Here is a 17,319-nt window from a genome sequence, read left to right as displayed (position 1 = left end):
TCGACCCTGTAGGGATTACCTAAATATTCTGATCCATCGTCTCGGCCGGGATTTCGTCGGTACGGTGGATACGAACGACGGCGGCCGGCACGCCGGCGACCGTGCAATGTTCGGGGACCGGCTTCAGCACGACACTGCCGGCGGCGATTTTGCTGAAGGCGCCGATTTCGATATTGCCGAGGATCTTGGCGCCCGCGCCGATCATGACGCCGTGGCGGATCTTCGGATGACGGTCGCCCGTCTCCTTGCCGGTGCCGCCGAGCGTGACGTTCTGCAGGATCGATACTTCGTCTTCGATCACCGCCGTTTCGCCGATGACGATGCCCGAGCCATGGTCGAGCATGATGGCGGCGCCGATCTGGGCTGCCGGATGGATATCCGGGCCGAAGACCAGCGAGGCCAGATTGGCGAGCCATGTGGCGATTTCCGGGCGGCCGCCGTTCCAGAGCGCATGGGCGATGCGATGGGTCTGCAGCGCATGGAAGCCCTTGAGGTTCAGAAGCGCGTGCAGAAACGTCGTGCAGGCGGGATCACGCTCGCGCACGGCAGCGAGATCTGCCTCGACTTTCCGCATGATGTCGTCATCAAGCGTGGACAGGATGAGGTCGAACAAATCGCCCGTTTCAACTTGCGGCACCGAAAGCCGCGCGGTCAGCACACGGGCGAGGATCTCATGGCTGCCGGCAGCGTCCGTCACCTGCTCGGCAAGCAGTCGCTGCAATATCGGCTCGCGCACGGCAAGCTCGCCCGCCTCGGCGCGGATCACGGCCCAGATGGATACGCCGCCCGAGGATTGCGGCTGTTGCTCGGCCAAGCCGAGGCCGGTCGATTTCGGCATTGACGTTTCCTCTGTCAGCCACGGCGCAGGCAATGCCTGCGTGGATTTTCATGTTTCGCCCGGCCAAGGCATTTGGCAAGCCCGATCTTCTAATCGGACGGTTTCAGGCTGAGCGTCGGTTTGGGAAGACGGCGCCAATGATAGAGCACGTCAGGCTCTTTTTCCTCGTTGTCGGCGCCGTCGGTCTCTTCCTCGGCGGTGAAGCCATGCCGCTCGTAGAAAGCGCGTGCGCCCGTATTGCGCTGGAATGTCCAGAGCCGGATCTCATTCATCTCCTCCCTGGCGCAGCCGAGGAGGAGGGAGCCGATGCCCATGGCCTGGAAGTCGGGGAGAACGTAAAACTGCTCTATCCAGTTATCGCCATGGGCGATGACGCCGACGAGTTTGTTTGCCATGGCGGCGCCGAGGATCGTGCAGTTCGGCAGGAGATGCATGCGCCAATACTGCTCTTCTTCCTCAGGCGTGTGCAGAACGGGCAGCCAGGGCAGGCGCTGCCAGAGCGCCACGCGCCTGATCTCAGCCGCAGCCCGCATGTGGTCGGCGCCGAGCGTCACGAGTTCGGGTTCCGTCAAGGCGCCATCCATTGCCGGCAACGCGGCCTCAGGCCGAAATGTCGACGACGCCGCAATCGCCGGCTTCCGAGGCGAAAGCAAGCAGCTTGCCGTCCCTGCTCCAGCTCATCGCCGTGATCGCGCCCTTGCCGGGGCGGCGCAGCAGCGCTTCCTTGTTGTCGGCAACGCGCACAGCGAGGATCATGCCGTCAACGAAGCCGATGGCGAGGATATCTTCCAGCGGATGGAATTTCACCGAGGTCGCCATGATGTTGGCGCGGGTGCCGAGTTCCAGCGGCGCTTTGCCCATCGGCCCGTCCTTGCCCTGGAAAGGCCAGACGATGGCCGCCGGGGCGCCCGAGGAGGCGAGCCATTTGCCCTTGACCGACCAGGAAAGGGATTTCACTTTGGCGGGATAGCCGGTCATGCGCATGTGGCGGGCTTCGGCGCCGGGCTTGCTATCGAGCTTCCAGCCGTGCAGCGCGTTTTCCTGCATCGAGGTGACGAGGAAATTACCATCCGGCGAGAAGGTGACGCCGGTATGCGCGCCCTTCCATTCGAGATCGACCGGCTTGGCGCTCATACCGACCCAATGCAGCGACACGCCGTTGTAACGGGCAGCGGCGATGCGTAGACCCTTCGGCGCGAAGGCGAGGCCTTCGACGGTGCGCTCCTCGGGAAATTCCTTGGTCGTGCCGTCGGCAAGGCGCACGAGCGAACTTTTGCCGTAAGAATAAGCGATGGCGCCTTGCGGGCCGGCCGCGACCTGCGAAATCCATTTGCGCGGTGCGGTCGCGAGTTCGCTGACGCTGCCGTCGGCGGCGATGCGCAGGACCTTGCCGTCCTCGCCGCCGGAGATCAGGCTGTCGCTGTAGGGATCGCGGATCGCGGTGAGCATGCCCTGATGGGCTTCTGAAACCCTCTCGCCGCCGTCCAGCCGGTGAAACGTGCCGTTTGCGTTTGCGAAGAAGGGAACATCACCTAAAAATTCGACGGCCAGAATGTGGCCGTCGAGATCAAGCGGCGCAACTGTCGGCATCAGGCGGCTGCCTCGCAGGCCTTGAACGAAGCCTCGAGTTTTTCGCGGTCGAGATCGCGGCCGATGAAGACGAGACGGCTTTCATGCTTCTCGCCATCCTTCCACGGCCGCTGGTGATCACCCTCGATGATCATGTGCACGCCCTGGACGACGTAACGCTGGGGATCGTCTTTGAAGGCGATGATGCCCTTGAGGCGAAGAATGTTCGGGCCCTGCACCTGGGTGACTTTCTGAATCCACGGGAAGAAGCGCTCGGGATTCATCTCGCCGCCGCGCAGCGACACCGACTGCACCGTCACATCATGGATCGCGGACATCGCGCCATGATGATGGTCGTGCCCATGATGATCGTGATCATGGCCATGATGGTGGTGGTCGTGATCATGGTGATCATGATCGCAATCCGGGCCGCAGACGTGGTCGTCATGGCCGTGTTCCAGGAAATGCGGATCGTTTTCGAGCGCGCGCTCCAGGTTGAAGGCGCCCTGATCGAGCACGCGGGCGAGATCGACGCCGGAGCGGCTGGTCTTGTAGACGCGGGCAGCCGGGTTGATGGCGCGGACAATATCTTCGATCACATCCAGTTCTTCCGGGGTCACGAGGTCGCTCTTGTTGATGACGACGACGTCGGCGAAGGCGATCTGGTCTTCGGCCTCGCGGCTGTCCTTCAGGCGCAGCGGCAAGTGCTTGGCGTCGACGAGGGCGATGACGGCGTCGAGCTCGGTCTTGGCGCGAACGTCATCGTCCATGAAGAAGGTCTGGGCGACCGGTACCGGATCGGCAAGGCCGGTCGTCTCGACGATGATGCCGTCGAAACGGCCGGGGCGGCGCATCAGGCCTTCGACGACGCGGATCAGGTCGCCGCGCACCGTGCAACAGACGCAGCCGTTGTTCATTTCGTAGATTTCTTCATCCGACTCGACGATCAGGTCGTTGTCGATGCCGATTTCGCCGAACTCGTTGACGATGACCGCATATTTCTTGCCGTGGTTTTCGGAGAGGATGCGGTTGAGCAAGGTCGTCTTTCCGGCACCGAGATAACCGGTGAGCACGGTAACGGGAATAGGCTTCTGGGTGGAGATCGCGTCGGTCATGAGAACCTCTAAATTAGGCGTACGGCCGAACGGCGTAGGATCGGCCGCTTGAGCGGTTGGTCTCATATAATGGCATGGGCACGGCAGTTCAAAGGATTTTATATGTTATAAGATCACATCGCCGCCCGATGCGGATGATCGCTTTTCAACGGAGCTCACCGAGGTCGAATGCATCGACATCCTCCAGAAGTTCCACCAGCCCCTTCACCACATGGGCAATCAGCGCCTCGCCCTTTTCGGCCGTCGCAACCGCGGCATTGCCTGCGACACCCGATTTATTGAGATCCGACATCTTCCAGCCGAAGGCATGCGGGCCGTAGGCGCGCAAGTGCTTGAAGCGGGTGGCGAATTCCGTCTGCCGCGAGGGAAAATCCTCAGCCTTTGCCATGTCTACCTTGTCGGGGTGAAGCGCCAGCATGACCGAGGTCTCGATATCGCCGCCATGGATACCGATCGCCTTTTCCTCCGGTGCAATCACGCCATCCGGCAAGCCGAAACGGGTCCAGCTCGTCGCCACAGCCAGCATGGCAAAGCGGACCCGCGCCTCGGTCGCGACGACTGATATCAGAGGCGAATTGCCGCCATGGGCGTTCAGCATCACGAATTTGCGAATGTCTCTCTTCGCCAGCCTTTCGGCAATGCCGAGCCAGCGGTTGACCGCTTCGTCGAAGGCGAGCGTCTTCGTTCCTTCAACATCCATGTGCTCTATGGAATAGCCGACCGATTCGGCGGGCAGGAAGGTGACCGGCAGGCCGGCGGGCAGGGCCGCCTTCAATCGTCCGGCGATGCCTTCGGCAATCAGCGTGTCGGTTTCGAAGGGCAGGTGAGGGCCGTGCTGCTCATGGGCGCCGAGCGGCAGCACGGCGATCGGGCGGCGTGCGCCGGGGGCGCGAACCGAGCCGCTGTCGTCGAAGCGGGGCGAAGGCGTCATCATCCGGTCGTTGCCTCTTGTTTATGACGAGATCATGGGCAATGTCATATCGCAGCGGCGTCGGGGCTTAAAGATCAAAGGGATGGCTATGGGAAAGAAGCATAAGGACGGCAAGAAGAGCAAGTCCAAGAAGAAGGACCAGACGGAGTACACGCTTGTCGATCTTTCTCCGGCGCTCACCCAGGCGGCCCGTTCCATGCGCACGGTGCTCTCGCGCAACCTGTTCGAAAGCGGTCTCTATGCCGGCCAGGACGGCGTCATTCTCTCGCTTGCCGAGAGCGATGGCATGACGGCGGGCGGTCTTGCGCAAAAGCTCGGCGTCAAGGCGCCGACGATGACACGGACGATTGGCCGCATGGAGGCGCAGGGCTTTCTCGAGCGCAAGCCCGATGCCGAGGATGCGCGCCTCACCAAGGTCTATCTCACTGCGCTCGGCCGTGAGAGCGTGCGGGCGATCGAGATGGCGGCCTCGGCCTGCGACAGGCTGGCGACGCAGGAATTTTCAGAAAAGGAAATCCGCAATCTGGTTCGCCTGCTGAGGGCGATCGACGCCAATCTGCAGGCCGAAGCGCATGCCATCGAAGAGCCGGACGAAGACTGAAATTTCTCTTGAAAGACGAATTGCCTCCGCCGGTTAAATCTTTTAATTAAACAGTTTAAGGGCCGCGCCGGTCTCCGGCGTGGTCTTGCTGTCTTGCGTGCTGCCTGGAGGAGGACACGTGGCCCAGAAGATCAAGCTTTCGACAATTGCCGAGACGCTCGGCATTTCAACGGCCACCGTGTCGCTCGCCTTGCGCGACAGTCCGCTGGTTGCCGGCAATACGCGGGAGAAGATCAAGGAGCAGGCGCGGGCGCTTGGCTACATCTACAATCGCCGTGCCGCCAGCCTGCGTACCTCGCGCTCCGGCATCATCGGCGTCGTTGTCCACGACATCATGAATCCGTTCTACGGTGAGATTCTGAAGGCGATTGAAAGCGAGCTCGATCGCAGCCGCCACACCTTCATCCTTTCCAATCACTACGACAATGTCGAGAAACAGCGCACCTTCATCGAGACGCTCCTGCAGCTCGGCGGCGACGGCGTCATCATGTCGCCGGCGATCGGCACGCCGCCTGAGGACGTGCAACTGGCGGAAGAAAACGGTATGCCGGCGATCCTCGTTGCCCGCTCGATGGAGGGGCAGGACCTGCCGACCTATCGCGGCGACGACAGCTACGGCATCTCGCTTGCCACCAACCACCTGATCGGCCTCGGCCACCGCTCGATCGCCATGATCGGCGGTACGGACCAGACATCCACCGGCCGCGACCGCTACCAGGGCTATGTCAACGCCCTGCGCAAGGCGGGCATCGAAGTCGATCCGAATCTGCGCATTCCGGGACCCCGCTCGAAGCAGGGCGGTTTCGAGGCGGCGGTGCATTTCCTCTCGCTGCCGCAGAAGCCGACGGCGGCCGTTTGCTGGAACGATCTCGTCGCGATCGGCCTGATGAACGGCATTGCCCGCGCCGGCCTGGTGCCGGGCCGGGATATCTCCGTCACCGGTTATGACGATCTCGAGGAGGCCTCGATTGCCACACCGGCGCTGACAACCGTCTGGAACGGCCAGACCGAAGTCGGCCGTCTGGCCGCGCGCGCGCTTCTCGACCGTCTTGCCGGCAGCCACGAACCGGACGGCATGCATTTGATCAAACCGGAAATGCGCATCCGCCAGTCGACCAGTCCCCATCGGCCCCGCGCCTGAACCAGACTCTGTCCAAGAGGAAAGCCATGTCCCACATCGCCATTCTCGTTCCCGGGAAGATACACGAACGTGTTCTCGAAAGGCTGAAGGATCGTTTTGAAATCATCGCTGTCGCCCGCGAGGAAAAGCTGGCGCTCGACAGCGACACCGCCGGCCGCATCCGCGGCGTCGCCGTCTCCGGCGCTTTTCCCGGCACCTGGATGGACCAGTTGCCTGGTGTCGAGGTGATCGCCAGTTTCGGCGTCGGTTATGACGGCATGGATGTGAAGCGTGCGGCCGAAAAGGGCATCGTCGTCACCAATACGCCAGACGTTTTGAACGACGAGGTTGCCGATACGGCGATCGGCCTGCTCCTGAACACGGTCCGCGAATTGCCGCGGGCCGAAGCCTGGCTGCGTGCCGGCAACTGGAAGCCGGGCACGGCTTATCCGCTGTCACGGTTCTCCCTCAAGGGCCGTCATGTCGGGCTCTACGGCCTTGGCCGCATCGGGCTCGAGATCGCCAGGCGGCTGGAGCCGTTCAAGGTGAAGATCAGTTATCACACACGTTCGCGCCATGCGGACGCGCCCTACGATTATCACCCGACGTTGAAGGGATTGGCGGAGGCGGTGGACACGCTGATCGCCATTGTTCCGAAGACGCCGCAGACGCATAAGACGATCGATGCCGATATCCTGGCCGCTCTCGGTCCGAACGGAATTCTCGTCAATGTCGGCCGCGGCTGGACGGTTGATGAAGAAGCGCTGAGTGCCGCCCTCGCGTCAGGCGCGCTCGGTGCTGCCGGCCTCGACGTCTTTTACGAAGAGCCGAGCGTGCCGTCCGGACTGTTGGAGCCGGCCAACGCCGTGCTGCTGCCGCACGTTGCCTCGGCCTCCGTGCCCACGCGCATGGCGATGGCCGACCTGGTCGCCGACAATCTTATCGCCTGGTTCGAGAGGGGGGCGGCGCTGACGCCGGTGCCGGAAACGCCGCAAAAGTTCGACCGAGACTGAGTTCAGCGGCCTCCGAGACCGTCGTGCGTCCCTGAGGACGCACAAAAGGACGCTTGTTCTTTCCGGAAATCGGCACCGATGTTCGATGCGCTAGGCGATCGCCTGCGCGGCGACAGCCGCCAGTTTGCCGGCCGCGTAGCCGCGGACGGCGTCGCCGAAGGCGGCAAACAGCCGGTTCGACGCCTTGTCGGTTTCGGCCCAATATTCCGGATGCCATTGTACGCCGACGGCGAAGGCCCCGGCATCGATGACGGAAACGGCCTCCACCGTGCCGTCTTCGGCGGTCGCTTCCACCTGCAGGCGCGGCGCGGTTCTGGCGATCGCCTGGCGATGCAGCGAATTCACGCGGATATCGCCCGGGCCGAGAATGCCTGATATGCAGGAGCCTTCCTTGACATGGACGGTCTGGCGGATGGCGTACATGCCGTCGCGGTCGACGCCCTCCGGCCGGCGATGGTCCCAGACTCCGGGCTGCTCGTGGATCTCGCTTGCCAGCGAACCGCCGAGAGCGACGTTCAGTTCCTGAATGCCGCGACAGATGGCGAGTAGCGGGATGGCGCGGTCGATGGCGCGGCGAATGAGCGGCAGGCTGGTGGCATCGCGGGCCGGGTCGAAGGGGCCGTCCCGGTCGGTCGCCTCGGCGCCGTAAAGCGAGGGATGCACATTGCTGGCTGAGCCCGATACGAGCAGACCATCGACGCGGTCGAGCACCGCGTCGGGATCGTAGCCTGCCTCGAAGGCAGGGATCATGAAGGCCATGACGCCGGCCGCATTCAATGCGGCACTGAGATATTGATGCTGGACGGCATGCCAGGTCGCGCCGTCGAAGCTGCGGATATCGGCAGGAATGGCAACGATCGGTTTCGTCATGTTTGCACCGGTAAAATCTTCTGCTCGTCGTTTTTGCCGCCAGAACCACCGTGAAGTCAACGCCTGGTTTTGTCCGATGACCCATTGCGCCGCAAACGACGCCGCGGCTCCGGGGCTCGCGCTAAGCTGCTGATTTTGATGGGCGCCTCGCGCACTCCCTATTGCTATCCTGATGCCAAAGGCTAATAGACTAAAGCTTGAATCGCGGCCCCCTCCATGCTTAGCTCTGCCCTCGCTGCGGGTAGGGATGAAGATTGGCCGCGCAGTGCCATCTATACGGGAGGTTTTTTGATGGATCGTCGTTCGTTTTTCAAGAAGGCGGGAACCGCCAGTGCCGGCGCGGTTGCCGCAACGGCGCTGGCAGCGCCTGCGATCGCGCAAGAGAATCCAAAGATCGCGTGGCGCATGACGTCGTCGTTTCCGAAGAGCTTGGATACGATCTATGGCGGTGCCGAAGACATCGCCAAGCATGTTGCCGCCGCGACCGACGGCAATTTCACCATCCAGCCTTTCGCGGCCGGTGAAGTCGTGCCGGGCCTGCAGGCTGTCGATGCGGTGGCCGCCGGGACCGTCGAGGCAGCCCACACCACCTCCTATTATTTCGTCGGCAAGGATCCGGCCTATGCCTTCGGAACAGCCATCCCGTTTGGATTGAACAGCCGCCTGACCAACGCCTGGTTCTACGAAGGCAACGGCAATACGCTGATGAACGAGTTCTACGCCACGCAGGGCATGTATGCCCTGCCGGCCGGCAATACCGGCGCACAGATGGGGGGCTGGTTCCGCAAGGAAATCAATACGCTTGACGATCTGAAGGGCGTGAAGATGCGCATTGCCGGCCTTGCCGGACGCATCATGGAGAAGGTCGGCGTCGTCCCGCAGCAGATCGCCGGCGGCGACATCTACCCGGCGCTTGAAAAGGGCACGATCGATGCGGCTGAGTTCGTCGGTCCCTATGACGACCTGAAGCTCGGCTTCCACAAAGTGGCGAAATACTACTATTACCCGGGCTGGTGGGAAGGCGGCCCGACGGTGCACGCCTTCTTCAATCTGGATAAATGGAGCAACCTGCCGAAGCATTATCAGGCAGCGCTCACCGACGCCTGCGCCTTCGCCAACACCAACATGCTGGCGAAATACGACATGAAGAACCCGACGGCGCTGAAACAGCTCGTTGCGGAGGGTGCGACGTTGCGTCCGTTCAGCCAGGAGATCATGGAAGCCTGCTTCCAGGCGGCAATGGGCATCTACGGCGAAATCTCGGCCAACAACCAGTATTTCAAGAAGATCTACGAGGACCAGACCGCCTTCAAGCGCGACGCCTATCTGTGGATGCAGCTTTCGGAATACACCTTCGATACGTTCATGATGATCCAGCAGCGGGCCGGAAAGCTCTAGGCTTTCCGCGACCGGCATCGACGCTTTAGGCGAATGCAAGCAAAAACCCCGGATCGTTGATCCGGGGTTTGTTTTTGGTGGGCTATTTGGCTGGCGCCGGCGGAGCCCCCGGCAGGCCGTTCAGCGGCGGCAGGGAGAGCCCCGGTATCTGCGGCGAGCCGTTGCCGCCGCCGCCCACCGGCGGCAGGCCGAGCTGGCCGCCGAAGCCGGGCACTTCGATCTTGATCGAGTTCGGATCGACTTTCGGGCCATGGTCCAGCCAGTAGGTGACCGATTGCGGCCAGAAGATCACGATCGCAACCAGGATGATCTGCATGCCGACCCAGGGTAGGGCGCCCATGTAGATATCGGAGGTCTTGACGTCCTTGCTGGCGATCGAGCGGAGGTAGAACAGCGCGAAGCCGAAGGGCGGATGCATGAAGCTGGTCTGCATGTTGACGCAGATCAGGACGCCGAACCAGATCAGGTCGATGCCGAGACTGGAGGCGACGGGGGCGAGCATCGGGATAACGATGAAAGCGATCTCGAAAAAATCGAGGAAGAAGGCAAGCACGAAGATGAAGATGTTGACGAAGATCAGGAAACCGACCGGGCCGCCGGGAATGCCCGACAGCATGTGCTCGATCCAGCGCGAACCATCCATGCCCTGGAAGACGAGGCTGAAACAGGTGGAGCCGATCAGGATCATCACCACCATTGACGTAATATGGGTGGTCGATGTCATTGCTTCGCGGATCAGCGGCCAGGTGAGACGGCGGTTCATGGCTGCCAGCGCCATGGCGCCGACGACGCCGAGTGCGCCGGCTTCCGTTGGCGTGGCAAGGCCCATAAAAATCGTACCGAGCACGAGGAAGATCAGCACGATCGAGGGCACCATGCCCATCAGCACTTTCGCTAAAAGCGCCCAGTTGAAATCGCCGCGCACCTCTTTCGGCAGCGGCGGCATCGATTTCGGCTGGATGATCGACATCACCAGGATGAAGAGCACGAAAATCGTCACCTGCAGGATCGAGGGGCCGATGGCGCCGAGATACATGTCGCCGACCGATCTGCCCAGCTGGTCGGCGAGAACGACGAGCACGAGCGAGGGTGGGATCACCTGGGTTATGGTGCCGGAAGCGGCGATGACGCCGGTGGCAAGGCGCGGGCTGTAGCCGTAGCGCAGCATGATCGGCAGCGAGATCACCCCCATGGTGATGACGGAGGCGGCTACCGTGCCGGTGATGGCGCCGAGCACGGCGCCGACGAGGATGACGGCATAGGCGAGGCCGCCGGGAATGCCGCCGAAGAGCTTGCCGGTGCCTTCGAGCAGATCCTCGGCAAGGCCGCAGCGTTCTAATATCGCTCCCATGAAGGTGAAGAAGGGAATGGCGAGCAAGAGGTCGTTGGAGACGATGCCGAAAAAGCGCAGCGGCAGCGCTTGCAGAAAGGCTTCGCTGAAATGGCCGGTAACGATGCCGATGATGCCGAAGAACATGCCGACGGCGGCAAGCGAAAATGCGACCGGAAAGCCGTAGAGCATGAAAATGACCATGCCCAGGAACATGGCCGGCGGAATGATGCCGAAATCAAACAAAACCGTTCCCCCCAGGCGCGCTACTGCAGCGGCTTTTCGTATTTGGTGTCGATGCTGATTTGGCCGGTCAGCGCTGCGATCCGCTTGATCAGCTCGGAAACGCCCTGAAGGGAAAGCAGCGCGAAGCCGGCGACGAGGATCAGCTTGACGGGCCAGCGGATCAGCCCACCGGCATTGCCCGATATTTCCCCCTGCCGGTAGGAAAGCGCGAAGAAGGGCCAGCAGAGCCAGGTCAGAAAGACGCAGACGGGGATGAGGAACAGGATGAGGCCGACGATGTCGATCCAGATCTTCGCCTTCTCGGACACTGCGCCATAAATCAGGTCGACACGAACGTGCTCATTGTTGCGCAGCGCATGCGAGGCGCCGAGCATGACGACGAAGGCGAAGAGGTACCACTGGATCTCAAGCCAACCGTTCGAACTGTAGTTGAAGGTGTAGCGGACGATGGCATTACCGGCGCTGATGAGACAGCAGAACAGGATCATATATTCGGAAAGTTCGCCCATGATCCGACTGACCGAATCAATCAGCCGGCTTGCCGCCAGAAGTCTCGACATTCGTTTCCCTTATTTTTTGTCCTGCCGTTTTTCGGCAGCTTTCCCTCTTTGGAATCGGTGTAGACCACGGCTTTTGAAATTGGAAGGATAAATGCCTCGCGTTGGAGCATAGTCTAAGTCGCAACAGGCAGCCTCTATGGTCCGCCAATGTTTTAACAACCCAAGCGTGGATAAATTATTTTCTGAATCTCGCCAGTAGGATGCATTATCTCGCGTAAGCTGTGGTGTTCATCCGCTGGTTTTAGAAAATTTGACCAAATGTTTGATTCGATTGAAATCAATTTTTAAAGGGTTGGGCTTAGAATCCCCGCGCACAGGGAAAGTGTGGATGAAGCCAGATAACCCGAACAGGGTCCCTATTGATGTGTATTTGTCGTTTGTGAGCTCCCTTTCCGGGAACCGCATGACGCTTCTCGTCGGCGTGATCGTCCATGTCGCGACATGCCTTGCGGTGGCTGCCAAGACGCAATACTCCATCTACATCCTGCTGTCGGTCGCCTTCCTTCTGGTCTTCAGCGCTCGCATGGCCATCTTCCGGCAGTTCGATCGTGTCGACAAGCAAAGCCTGTCGCGCGCCGGAATCGAGCGTTGGGAGCGGGTTCTCGTTGCCGCTGGATCCTGCACCACCGCTCTTCTCGGCTTCGCCAGCGGCTACGCCATCTTCGTCGTGCATGATTCCTTTGCGGAGCTTGCCTGCATTTCCGTCACCATGGCGACCATGGTTTCCGTTGTCGGGCGCAACTACGGCTCGCGCTTCGCAGTCGACCTCCAGACGTTCTTCTGCTGCCTGCCGATGATCGTCTGCAGCCTGTTGGCGCTGGATTTCTATCGCGGCGTCCTGTCGATCTTTCTCATCCCCTTCTGGCTGACGACGCGGGCGATGGCGAACGGCGTGCGCGAATTCCTGTATGAGAATGTTATCGCGCGCCGGGAAATCACCATCATCGCCGACCGTTTCGACACGGCGCTCAACAACATGCCGCATGGCCTCGTCATGGTCGATGCCGAAAACCGCATCCAGGTTGTCAACCGCAAGGCCTGCGAACTGCTGAAAATCGGTGCGCCGGAGCGGCTGAAGGATCGCGATCTTGGCGCCGTGCTGCGCTATGGCGCACGCTACAGCTTCATGGACGCCTCACAGCCGGAGCTCATCCTGCGCCAGCTCACCCAGGTGGCCGAAGGCAACCTGTCGCGCACGCTCGTTCATTTTCCCGAGAGCCTGTCGCTCGAATTCTCCGCCAGCCGCAGGGCCGACGGTGGCGCGGTGCTGATCTTCGAAGACGTATCCAGCCGTGTGAAGGCCGAGCAGAAGATCATGCACATGGTCCGCTTCGATGCGCTGACCGGCCTGCCGAACCGCGAATATTTCGGCCAGCTGGTGCAGGAGTATCTCGCCAAACATTCGAGGAAATCGGGGCCACTCGGCTTTATGGTCCTCGATATCGATGAGTTCAAACATGTCAACGACATGCGCGGTCACGTCACCGGCGACCATCTGCTTTGCGCCATCGCCGCCCGCATCAAACAGGTCTGTGGCAACGCGATCCTCGGCCGGCTGATGGGCGACCAGTTCATCCTGTTCTTCCCGCATGCGAAGGAGCCGGCCTCACTCGACCTCGAGATCCGCCGCGTGCACGCTGCGATCCAAGGCCATTATGAGGTCGATGAGCTGACCTTCCTCATTTCGCTCAGTGCTGGTTACGCCATTCTTGAAAGTTCCGCTTTCGCGATGGACGAATGGAGCGTCAAGGCGGATCTTGCGCTGTTCGAGAGCAAGTCGCGCTTCAGGGGCGGCATATCAGGCTTCGAGCGCGAGATGGACGGGCGCTATATCGAGCAGCAGAAGCTGAAAGCAGACCTTCGCGAGGCGGTCTCTGCCAAGGCGCTGCATCTCGTCTTCCAGCCAATGTTCCGAGCCGACGGCTCGCGCATCGAATGCGCCGAGGCGTTGGCGCGTTGGGTGCATCCGGAGAAGGGCTCGATTCCGCCTGATGTCTTCATTCGGCTCGCCGAGGATATGGGCATCATCTCGGACATCACCCGTTTCGTGCTGTTCAAGGCCTGCAGCGAATGCATGACCTGGCCGGAGCACATCGCCGTCTCAGTCAACCTCTCGGCGCGAGATTTGCGCGATGCCGACATTCTGTCGGTGGTCGCCGACGCGCTTGCCCATTCCGGGCTCGACGCGGCGCGGCTGCATCTCGAAGTCACCGAAAGCTGCCTCATCGACGAGCCGCAGGCTGTGCGCGCCATCCTGGCGGAACTCAGAGCCCGCGGCATCACCATCGCGATCGACGATTTCGGCACCGGCTTCTCCAGCCTCAGCTATCTCGACACGCTGCCGCTCGATATCGTCAAGATCGACCGTTCCTTCGTGCGCAATATCGTCGAGGATACCCGTCGCCTCAAGCTCTTGCGCGGCACGGTCAATCTTGCGCGCGAGCTCGGCCTCAAGATCGTCATCGAGGGGGTCGAGACCGAGGAGCAGCTCGCTCTGCTCAACAAGCACCGCAGCACCGATCTGGTGCAGGGCTATGTTTTCTCGCAGCCGGTGCCTTCCCAGAACATCCCGCTCCTGCAACAGGGCGTCGGCCGCCGCGCCGTCCAACGTCGCCGCAACAAGGTCGCCTGAGCACTCGGCAGCCGCCGATTGTCCTCGTGACGTCCCCGCCGTTAACCTTAATAGTTTATAAACGGTCCGAATTACCGGATTTCCTTGCCTAAATTTCGCTGCTGTATGATTAATGATCCGTTAACGAGTGGATCAAAATATGTCAGACACACTGTTCACGCGTAGTGATTTCAGTACGAAAATTTTGGAAATTCTGGATCATGTCGAATATCGCCGTGTCGAAAGCAGCGAAGACATGGAGGAGGTGGAGCGGCTGCGCTACAAGGCCTACAAGGCCCACGGCGCGCTGTCGCTTGCCCCGGAAGGCCTATTGGACGATGTCGATTTCGACAGCCATGCCTATATCTTCGGTCTCTACTATTATGGCGAACTGGTCAGTACGATCCGAATTCATTATGTGACGCCGGAGCATCGTATCAGCCGGTCCGGAGAGGCCTTTCCCGAGGCGATGAATGAGCTTTTGGACGCCGGGCTGACCTTGATCGACCCGGCGCGTTTCGCGGCCGATCCGGAGCTCACCGCCAACATGCCATGGGTTCCCTATCTGACGCTGAGACCCGCCATCGTCGCGGCAGCGTATTTCCGGGCTGACCGCGTCATTCAGTCCGTCCGGCCCCCGCATGCCGCCTTCTACAAGCGGGTCTTCTATGCCGATACGATCGTGCCCGGCCGACTGGCGGAGAGTTACGGGGTTGATGTGACGCTGATGGCGACGAATGTGGTGGAGGTCGGGCGCAAGCTGTTGACGCGCTATCCCTTCTTCATCTCCAGCGCCAGCGAACAGCGCATGATGTTTTCGCGCACTCCCCACGATACGCTGCCGCCGCTTACCATCATTCCGACGGCGCGCTTCGTGCCGCAAGGTGAACTCGGCACCGACCTGCCGCTGTAATTTCTCCTGCTCTGCGAATGAGGAGAGGTTATGCAGCGGTGACAAAATCCGCAGCCGGCGCCCTCACGTTTTTCCTTGCGGAAGAAGGTGGTTTGGAACCGCGGCTGCGGCATTCTCATGCATTGCGCTTTCGCCTGTCATTGTGTAATTCCTGCAGGCAGGGACTTCCCTCGGCCTAAGAGGGAATCAGGCAGCGCAAAAGCATTTCAGGGAGACGATATTTATGGCCGAACATCATACCGGACCGGTCGAGACCGGCGCGCCGATGGATTACAAGGAACATGAGCAGACCTACAACATGTTCATTGCCGGCACGAAATACGGCACGATGCTTCTCGTTGTTCTCCTGCTCGCGATGACCGCCGGTTTCTTCGGCGGCGCCGGCCTTCTCGGTGGCCTCTTCGTCTTCATCGTTCTTCTCGCCGCCGGCATCTTCCTGTTCCGCTGATCGGCTGGCGCATCGGCCCTGAAAATCGCAATCGATTTTCGGCAAACACGATGTGTCTATTCAGGGAGTTGGAGCGTCTTTGTGCGTCCGGGGGGACGCAGGTGCTCTAAGGGGAGGGGAGGCTTCTCCGAAGCCTTCTGAATTAGATGCTTGGCCTGCGCAGGCGAGCCTGCGGCGGTCTGGCTGACCCGGAGGAGGGGGCAGTTGGGCAATATTGTTTTCGTTGCAAAGGAAGTCACGGACGGGGAGGCGCGTGTCGCGGCCTCCACCGAGACCGTGAAGAAGATGAAGGGCTTCGGCTTCGACATCATCGTGGAGGCGGGCGCCGGTGCGGCTTCGCGCATTCCGGACGCTGAGTTCGAGGCCGTAGGCGCCAGGATCGGCAGTTTTGCCGATGCAGCCTCCGCCGACGTGGTGCTCAAGGTGCGCCGCCCGAGCCCATCGGAAATCGCGGGCTATAAGAGCGGCGCTGTTGTCATCGCGATCATGGACCCCTACGGCAATGACGAGGCGATTGCCGCACTCGCAAGTGCCGGGCTTTCGGCTTTCGCCATGGAGCTGATGCCGCGCATCACCCGCGCCCAGTCGATGGACGTGCTCTCCTCTCAGGCCAATCTCGCCGGCTACCAGGCCGTCATCGAGGCGGCCGCGGTCTATGACCGCGCCATGCCGATGATGATGACGGCGGCAGGCACCGTGCCGGCTGCCAAGGTCTTCGTCATGGGTGCCGGCGTCGCCGGTCTGCAAGCGATCGCCACGGCGCGGCGCCTCGGTGCTGCGGTCTCGGCCACCGACGTTCGCCCGGCCGCCAAGGAGCAGGTTGCCTCGCTCGGCGCCAAGTTCATCGCCGTCGAGGACGAGGAGTTCAAGGCGGCGGAAACGGCCGGCGGTTATGCCAAGGAAATGTCGGCCGATTATCAGGCGAAGCAGGCGGCGCTCGTGGCCGAACATATTGCCAAGCAGGATATCGTCATCACCACGGCACTGATTCCCGGCCGCGCTGCGCCGCGTCTCGTTTCGCGCGCCATGCTCGCCTCGATGAAGCCGGGTGCGGTGGCCGTCGACCTTGCCGTCGAGCGCGGCGGCAACATCGAGGGCGTCGTTGCCGGTGAGATCGCCGATGTCGAAGGCGTGAGCGTCATCGGTTTTGCCAACATGCCGGGCCGGGTTGCGGCCAGCGCCTCGGCGCTCTACGCCAAGAACCTCGTCACCTTCCTCGAGACCATGGTCAACAAGGAAACCGGGAGCGTCGTCGTCAACCTCGACGACGAGCTGGTCAAGGCGACGATGCTGACCTATGCCGGCGACGTGGTGCATCCCGCCTTCGGCGGCGCGAAGAAGGGAGACATGTGATGGCCAGTGAAGCAATGGACAGAGCGCTGCAGCAGTTGAACGACGCCGTGACGGCCGTCGCCACCGCAGCCGCGCATGCCCCCGAAGCGGCAAGTGCGGCAACGGGCGGGGCGATCGATCCCTTCGTCTTCCAGCTGGCGATCTTCGTCTTGTCGATTTTCGTCGGCTATTACGTCGTCTGGTCAGTGACACCGGCGCTGCATACGCCGCTGATGGCGGTGACCAACGCGATCTCCTCGGTCATCGTCGTCGGCGCGCTTCTGGCGGTCGGCATCTCCACGAGGGGGCTTGCGACCGGCTTCGGCTTCGTTGCCCTGGTGCTGGTCTCGGTCAACATCTTCGGCGGCTTCCTGGTCACTCAGCGCATGCTTTCGATGTACCGCAAGAAGGACCGGTGAGGGAT

The 17,319-nt window shown here is 61.5% G+C and carries 17 protein-coding genes; 9 read left to right on the top strand and 8 right to left on the bottom strand.

Going from position 1 to position 17,319, the window contains the following annotated elements; translation table 11 throughout:
- Window positions 1–19 precede the first annotated feature (19 nt).
- From cysE to AMK02_RS18365, 5 genes are all read right to left on the bottom strand, one after another.
- Entirely contained in the window at window positions 20–838 is an 819-nt protein-coding gene (gene cysE / locus AMK02_RS18385) for a serine O-acetyltransferase (protein WP_064805015.1), read from the bottom strand.
- Window positions 839–927: 89 nt separating this feature from the next.
- On the bottom strand, window positions 928–1,422 hold the full coding sequence (locus AMK02_RS18380) for a GNAT family N-acetyltransferase (RefSeq protein ID WP_064805013.1): 495 nt from the start codon (window positions 1,420–1,422) through the stop codon (window positions 928–930).
- A 16-nt stretch (window positions 1,423–1,438) separates the two neighbouring features.
- Window positions 1,439–2,428: a WD40 repeat domain-containing protein gene (locus tag AMK02_RS18375; protein ID WP_064805011.1), complete on the bottom strand. Its 990-nt coding sequence runs from the start codon at window positions 2,426–2,428 to the stop codon at window positions 1,439–1,441.
- Window positions 2,428–3,522, bottom strand: a complete 1,095-nt coding sequence (locus AMK02_RS18370; protein WP_064805009.1) for a CobW family GTP-binding protein — start codon at window positions 3,520–3,522, stop codon at window positions 2,428–2,430. Before AMK02_RS18370 ends, AMK02_RS18375 begins: the two co-directional genes overlap by 1 nt.
- A 145-nt stretch (window positions 3,523–3,667) precedes the next feature.
- Entirely contained in the window at window positions 3,668–4,456 is a 789-nt protein-coding gene (locus AMK02_RS18365) for a creatininase family protein (protein ID WP_064805008.1), read from the bottom strand.
- Between the two features lie 85 nt (window positions 4,457–4,541).
- Here AMK02_RS18365 and AMK02_RS18360 point away from each other — a divergent pair, with 85 nt between their 5' ends.
- From AMK02_RS18360 to AMK02_RS18350, 3 genes are all read left to right on the top strand, one after another.
- Window positions 4,542–5,054, top strand: coding sequence for a MarR family winged helix-turn-helix transcriptional regulator (locus AMK02_RS18360; RefSeq protein WP_064805006.1), 513 nt, complete (start codon window positions 4,542–4,544; stop codon window positions 5,052–5,054).
- A 118-nt stretch (window positions 5,055–5,172) separates the two neighbouring features.
- Window positions 5,173–6,195: a LacI family DNA-binding transcriptional regulator gene (locus tag AMK02_RS18355; RefSeq protein WP_064805004.1), complete on the top strand. Its 1,023-nt coding sequence runs from the start codon at window positions 5,173–5,175 to the stop codon at window positions 6,193–6,195.
- A 26-nt stretch (window positions 6,196–6,221) separates the two neighbouring features.
- Window positions 6,222–7,187: a 2-hydroxyacid dehydrogenase gene (locus AMK02_RS18350; RefSeq protein WP_064805002.1), complete on the top strand. Its 966-nt coding sequence runs from the start codon at window positions 6,222–6,224 to the stop codon at window positions 7,185–7,187.
- 90 nt (window positions 7,188–7,277) lie between these two features.
- Here the strand turns inward: AMK02_RS18350 and AMK02_RS18345 are convergent, their stop codons facing one another.
- On the bottom strand, window positions 7,278–8,057 hold the full coding sequence (locus AMK02_RS18345; RefSeq protein ID WP_064805000.1) for a gamma-glutamyl-gamma-aminobutyrate hydrolase family protein: 780 nt from the start codon (window positions 8,055–8,057) through the stop codon (window positions 7,278–7,280).
- Between the two features lie 291 nt (window positions 8,058–8,348).
- On the opposite strand from AMK02_RS18345, the gene AMK02_RS18340 reads away from it, so the two are divergent.
- On the top strand, window positions 8,349–9,455 hold the full coding sequence (locus AMK02_RS18340; RefSeq protein WP_064804998.1) for a TRAP transporter substrate-binding protein: 1,107 nt from the start codon (window positions 8,349–8,351) through the stop codon (window positions 9,453–9,455).
- Between the two features lie 82 nt (window positions 9,456–9,537).
- Here the strand turns inward: AMK02_RS18340 and AMK02_RS18335 are convergent, their stop codons facing one another.
- The gene (locus AMK02_RS18335) at window positions 9,538–11,031 is read right to left on the bottom strand and encodes a TRAP transporter large permease (RefSeq protein ID WP_064804996.1); all 1,494 of its coding nucleotides are present in this window, start codon (window positions 11,029–11,031) and stop codon (window positions 9,538–9,540) included.
- 20 nt (window positions 11,032–11,051) lie between these two features.
- Entirely contained in the window at window positions 11,052–11,591 is a 540-nt protein-coding gene (locus tag AMK02_RS18330) for a TRAP transporter small permease subunit (RefSeq protein WP_064804994.1), read from the bottom strand.
- Window positions 11,592–11,919: 328 nt separating this feature from the next.
- On the opposite strand from AMK02_RS18330, the gene AMK02_RS18325 reads away from it, so the two are divergent.
- The 5 genes from AMK02_RS18325 to AMK02_RS18305 all read left to right on the top strand — a co-directional run bounded on the left by AMK02_RS18325 (window position 11,920) and on the right by AMK02_RS18305 (window position 17,314).
- Window positions 11,920–14,223: a putative bifunctional diguanylate cyclase/phosphodiesterase gene (locus tag AMK02_RS18325; RefSeq protein ID WP_064804992.1), complete on the top strand. Its 2,304-nt coding sequence runs from the start codon at window positions 11,920–11,922 to the stop codon at window positions 14,221–14,223.
- Window positions 14,224–14,362: 139 nt separating this feature from the next.
- Window positions 14,363–15,115 carry an N-acyl amino acid synthase FeeM domain-containing protein gene (locus tag AMK02_RS18320; protein WP_064804990.1) on the top strand — a complete coding sequence of 251 codons (753 nt, stop codon included), beginning with the start codon at window positions 14,363–14,365 and terminating at the stop codon, window positions 15,113–15,115.
- A 223-nt stretch (window positions 15,116–15,338) separates the two neighbouring features.
- Window positions 15,339–15,563 (top strand): aa3-type cytochrome c oxidase subunit IV, encoded by a 225-nt coding sequence (locus AMK02_RS18315; protein ID WP_011426827.1) that lies wholly within the window; start codon window positions 15,339–15,341, stop codon window positions 15,561–15,563.
- Window positions 15,564–15,767: 204 nt separating this feature from the next.
- A complete protein-coding gene (locus AMK02_RS18310) occupies window positions 15,768–16,916 on the top strand; it encodes a Re/Si-specific NAD(P)(+) transhydrogenase subunit alpha (protein WP_064804988.1) in 1,149 nt (382 codons plus the stop codon).
- Window positions 16,916–17,314: a proton-translocating transhydrogenase family protein gene (locus tag AMK02_RS18305; protein WP_064804986.1), complete on the top strand. Its 399-nt coding sequence runs from the start codon at window positions 16,916–16,918 to the stop codon at window positions 17,312–17,314. The genes AMK02_RS18310 and AMK02_RS18305 overlap by 1 nt, the downstream gene beginning before the upstream one ends.
- The last annotated feature ends 5 nt before the right edge of the window (window positions 17,315–17,319 follow it).

It is taken from the genome of Rhizobium sp. N731, assembly GCF_001664145.1.
Lineage (GTDB): Bacteria > Pseudomonadota > Alphaproteobacteria > Rhizobiales > Rhizobiaceae > Rhizobium > Rhizobium esperanzae.
The sequence above is the reverse complement of the archived record's forward strand: the minus strand, read 5'-3'. Positions and strand labels throughout refer to the sequence as shown.

What these genes read in the sequence shown, in the direction of transcription:
- cysE (WP_064805015.1), bottom strand. Translation starts at nt 838, where the DNA reads ATGCCGAAATCGACCGGCCTCGGCTTGGCCGAGCAACAGCCGCAATCC.
- AMK02_RS18380 (WP_064805013.1), bottom strand. Translation starts at nt 1,422, where the DNA reads ATGGATGGCGCCTTGACGGAACCCGAACTCGTGACGCTCGGCGCCGAC.
- AMK02_RS18375 (WP_064805011.1), bottom strand. Translation starts at nt 2,428, where the DNA reads ATGCCGACAGTTGCGCCGCTTGATCTCGACGGCCACATTCTGGCCGTC.
- AMK02_RS18370 (WP_064805009.1), bottom strand. Translation starts at nt 3,522, where the DNA reads ATGACCGACGCGATCTCCACCCAGAAGCCTATTCCCGTTACCGTGCTC.
- AMK02_RS18365 (WP_064805008.1), bottom strand. Translation starts at nt 4,456, where the DNA reads ATGATGACGCCTTCGCCCCGCTTCGACGACAGCGGCTCGGTTCGCGCC.
- AMK02_RS18360 (WP_064805006.1), top strand. Translation starts at nt 4,542, where the DNA reads ATGGGAAAGAAGCATAAGGACGGCAAGAAGAGCAAGTCCAAGAAGAAG.
- AMK02_RS18350 (WP_064805002.1), top strand. Translation starts at nt 6,222, where the DNA reads ATGTCCCACATCGCCATTCTCGTTCCCGGGAAGATACACGAACGTGTT.
- AMK02_RS18345 (WP_064805000.1), bottom strand. Translation starts at nt 8,057, where the DNA reads ATGACGAAACCGATCGTTGCCATTCCTGCCGATATCCGCAGCTTCGAC.
- AMK02_RS18340 (WP_064804998.1), top strand. Translation starts at nt 8,349, where the DNA reads ATGGATCGTCGTTCGTTTTTCAAGAAGGCGGGAACCGCCAGTGCCGGC.
- AMK02_RS18330 (WP_064804994.1), bottom strand. Translation starts at nt 11,591, where the DNA reads ATGTCGAGACTTCTGGCGGCAAGCCGGCTGATTGATTCGGTCAGTCGG.
- AMK02_RS18325 (WP_064804992.1), top strand. Translation starts at nt 11,920, where the DNA reads ATGAAGCCAGATAACCCGAACAGGGTCCCTATTGATGTGTATTTGTCG.
- AMK02_RS18320 (WP_064804990.1), top strand. Translation starts at nt 14,363, where the DNA reads ATGTCAGACACACTGTTCACGCGTAGTGATTTCAGTACGAAAATTTTG.
- AMK02_RS18315 (WP_011426827.1), top strand. Translation starts at nt 15,339, where the DNA reads ATGGCCGAACATCATACCGGACCGGTCGAGACCGGCGCGCCGATGGAT.
- AMK02_RS18305 (WP_064804986.1), top strand. Translation starts at nt 16,916, where the DNA reads ATGGCCAGTGAAGCAATGGACAGAGCGCTGCAGCAGTTGAACGACGCC.